This is a genomic window from uncultured Meiothermus sp., from assembly GCF_937863175.1.
Taxonomy (GTDB): domain Bacteria; phylum Deinococcota; class Deinococci; order Deinococcales; family Thermaceae; genus Meiothermus.
The window spans coordinates 1-3,369 of sequence record NZ_CALMCQ010000325.1 but is presented as its reverse complement, the minus strand read 5'-3'; the positions used below and the strand labels follow the sequence as shown (position 1 = coordinate 3,369).

Annotated in this window: 4 protein-coding genes; 1 reads left to right on the top strand and 3 read right to left on the bottom strand. The window is 57.2% G+C overall.

Going from position 1 to position 3,369, the window contains the following annotated elements; genetic code table 11:
* Positions 1-492 (top strand): TIM barrel protein (locus Q0288_RS12290; protein WP_299430822.1); only part of this gene is annotated, 492 nt, incomplete at its 5' end.
* Positions 493-517: 25 nt separating this feature from the next.
* On the opposite strand, the gene Q0288_RS12285 is transcribed toward Q0288_RS12290, so the two are convergent.
* The 3 genes from Q0288_RS12285 to accC form a co-directional block, all read right to left on the bottom strand.
* Positions 518-1,165: a site-2 protease family protein gene (locus Q0288_RS12285; protein ID WP_299430826.1), complete on the bottom strand. Its 648-nt coding sequence runs from the start codon at positions 1,163-1,165 to the stop codon at positions 518-520.
* A 6-nt stretch (positions 1,166-1,171) separates the two neighbouring features.
* Positions 1,172-1,798 carry a site-2 protease family protein gene (locus Q0288_RS12280; RefSeq protein ID WP_299430820.1) on the bottom strand — a complete coding sequence of 209 codons (627 nt, stop codon included), beginning with the start codon at positions 1,796-1,798 and terminating at the stop codon, positions 1,172-1,174.
* 223 nt (positions 1,799-2,021) lie between these two features.
* Positions 2,022-3,365 carry an acetyl-CoA carboxylase biotin carboxylase subunit gene (gene accC / locus Q0288_RS12275; RefSeq protein ID WP_299430824.1) on the bottom strand — a complete coding sequence of 448 codons (1,344 nt, stop codon included), beginning with the start codon at positions 3,363-3,365 and terminating at the stop codon, positions 2,022-2,024.
* Between the last annotated feature and the right edge of the window lie 4 nt (positions 3,366-3,369).

The window sequence follows — 3,369 nt, the reverse complement described above, 5'->3', positions numbered from 1 at the left end:
GTGGTCGTGCATCCCGGTTCGGGGCCAGCCGGAAAGGTCAGGGCCGCCGCCCTCAAAGCCCGTGAGCTGGCTGGGTTGGACAAAAATGGGCCCAGGCTGCTGCTGGAAAATACGGCCGGGGGGGGAGAAAAACTGGGAGCCAGCCTGCTTACCCTGTCCGAGTTGATCGAGGATACCCCCCTGGGGGTTTGCTTTGATACCTGCCATGTTTTCGCAGCAGGCTACGCGCTCGAGCAAGCCCTGGATGAACTCGAGCAGGCCATCGGCCTGGATAGGGTTCCGGTGATTCACCTCAACGACTCGGTGGGTGAACGGGGTTCACAGATCGATCACCACGCCAATCTGCTCGAAGGACATCTTGGCGATGAACTGAGGAATTTTGTTCTCGATGCCAGGCTTCAGGATAAGGTCTTCATTATGGAAACCCCCCGTGGCGCACGCGAGGATGCCCATAACTTGCGGGTTTTGCGAGAGTGGCTTGGCCGGGAGTAGCGAGCGGCCTTGACCACTGACCGAACTACAGGCCAAACAGATTAAAGAACTGCATACGCACCGTGCTCAGAAAGCTGCCCAACGGCTGACGGAACACCGTGAGCAACAACAACAAAGCCACAATGGCATAGGTGGGGTTGCTCTCGAGTCGCCAGATGTAAGGGTGCCAGTGCAGTGGCAGGAAGCTCTGTAAAATTTTGGAGCCGTCCAGGGGCGGAATGGGCAGCAGATTGAAGACCGCCAGTGTAAGGTTGATACTGGCCGCTACGGCTGCTGCTTGAATGACCACCTGCAAAAAACTGGGGGGATTATGCAGGTAGCCCATATCCAGCATCCAGCGCAGGAGCAGCGCCAGAGACGTGGCGATGAGCAAATTGATCACAATACCGGCAATCGAGACCATAAAAAGTCCTACCCGGTAGTTGCGGAAGTGGGGCGGATAGATCGGAACCGGTTTGGCCCACCCAAACCCCACCAGCAGGATCATCACCGAACCAATGATGTCGAGGTGTTTGAGCGGGTTGAGGGTTACACGACCCTGTTCTTTGGCCGTCGGATCGCCCATCCAGAGCGCCGTGATGGCATGGCCCCACTCGTGCAGCGCCAGCGAAACCATCAAGACCAACACCACCAGCACAAAGGCCAACGGGTCACTTTGCAGCAGCGGAAGCAGGCCCATCTACAACCCGATTGCCGCAAAAAGGCTATTGAGCAACCCACTCAGGCCCGCCCGAATGGCAGGTAGTACCCCGCTCAGGTTCAAAACCAGGAAGACCAGGAAAAAGCCCACAAAGCCATAGCTCTGAAGCTGATCCATAAAGCGCCGAGCCTCGGCGCTACCGATGGCATAGACGACCCTGGCCCCATCCAGGGGCGGCACCGGGAACAAAAACACTGCCGCGTGACCAATCATCAACGAACCAGCTACCTGCATGCCCAGGGCAATGCTCGAGGTGGCCGGACCAATCCCCTCCAGTAGCCTGCCTAGCAAGATATAGACAAAGGCTGCCACAAAAAATCCTGCTGGCCCCATCAGCGCGGTCTGGGCTCCTTTGGAACCAAAAAGCCGCCAGGGTACCAGACGGGGAAAACCGAAGCCGAGAAGGGCTAAAAAAATCAGCCCCAGCCCATCCAGATGCACCCGAGGCTCGGCGGTCAGGAAGCCGTAGCGGCGGGGTTCACTATCCTGGTAACGGTCAGCCAGGTAGGCTTGGAATAGGTTGTGAATGACCAGGCCAAAAGCGCCTGCGGCAAACGCGACCAGATAGGCCAGGGGATCTCTACCAAGAAGCTCAAAGAAAAACATGACGTCACCAGTTTACGGTTTTAAAGCCCAAAGATTAATGCCCGGGCACAGAGTAAGGCCTAGAAGCGGCGCCGTTGTGGGTCATACCCTGTCACGGTTCCCGACCGCAGCGTCTCTTCCCACTATCCACTCGGCCCATGAGCCCGTAGTCATTCAGGAATGGTGTCCAGTACGTAATGTTACTGAGAGGCTATGTGCGGACTCTACCTGAGCGTAGCATACCTCAATCCGACATGCGGGTGGTCACGAAGTTGGTAAAAATAGCTCCCCGCTTATAGAACGCATTGTCCATAACCTTGAGGTGAAAAGGTACGGTGGTCTTAACCCCCGGCCCTTCGATGACGGTCTCGGCCAGCGACCTACGCATCCGGGCAATGGCTTCTTCACGGCTATCGCCGTGGACAATTAGCTTGGCCACCAGGGAATCATAGTTGGGAGGTATGCTGTAGCCCGCATAAAGATGCGAGTCTACCCGTACGCCAGGGCCGCCAGGGAAGTGCAGGGTTTCGATCTTGCCGATGCTGGGACGAAAGTCCTTGTCGTAGTCCTCGGCATTGAGGCGGCACTCAATGGCATGGCCCTTGAACTCTATTTCGCTTTGCTGGAGGGTGAAAGGCTCACCAGCGGCAATTTTGATCTGGAGCTTAACCAGGTCGAGGCCCGAGATCATCTCCGAGACACAGTGTTCAACCTGGATGCGGGTGTTCATCTCCATGAAGTAGAAATTACCATCGGGGTCTACAATAAACTCGAGGGTTCCAGCCCCCTGGTAGTTGACATACTTGGCCAGTCGCACCCCGGCTGCCAGAATCTCCTGGCGCAAGGACTCCTCCAGGCGGCTGGGCGCCTCCTCGATAAGTTTTTGGTTACGACGCTGAATCGAGCAGTCACGCTCACCCACATGAACCACATGACCCTTGCCATCCCCCATCACCTGTACTTCCACGTGGCGAAACAGCTCGACAAACTTCTCCAGAATCAGTGCGGGGTCGGAGAAGTAGTTTTGCGCCTCAACCTGAGCCTGGGCGAAAGCCGCCTTCATCTCCTCCGAGGTGCGCACCACCTTCTGGCCCCGGCCTCCGCCCCCCGCACTGGCCTTCAAGAGTACCGGGTAACCGATTCTCTCGGCAGCTTCGATGGCTTCTTCTACCGACTGCAAGACCCCAGTCCCCGGTACGGTAGGCACCCTGGAGCTGGCTGCAATCTCTCGACCCCCAGCTTTGGAGCCCAGGCTTTGCATGGACTCGGGGGTAGGGCCAATGAAGACAATCCCGTAATCGCGGCACATTCCGGCGAACTGCGGGTTTTCCGCCAGGAAACCATAGCCTGGGTGAATGGCTTCGGCCCCGGATATGATCGCCGCCGACAAAAGGTTGGGAATGTTGAGGTAGCTATGGGCAGAAGGGGGCGGCCCTATGCAGATGGCCTCATCGGCTAGCAAAACGGGTAACGACTGGCTATCGGCCTCGCTGTGGGCTACAATGACTTTCACCCCCAGTTCCCTGGCAGCCCGCAGTACCCGTAGGGCAATCTCACCTCGGTTGGCAATCATTATTTTTTTAAACATAAAG

Bases quoted from the DNA above. Each gene is read 5' to 3' on its own strand.
- Q0288_RS12280 (WP_299430820.1), bottom strand. From the start codon at position 1,798: ATGTTTTTCTTTGAGCTTCTTGGTAGAGATCCCCTGGCCTATCTGGTC.
- accC (WP_299430824.1), bottom strand. From the start codon at position 3,365: ATGTTTAAAAAAATAATGATTGCCAACCGAGGTGAGATTGCCCTACGG.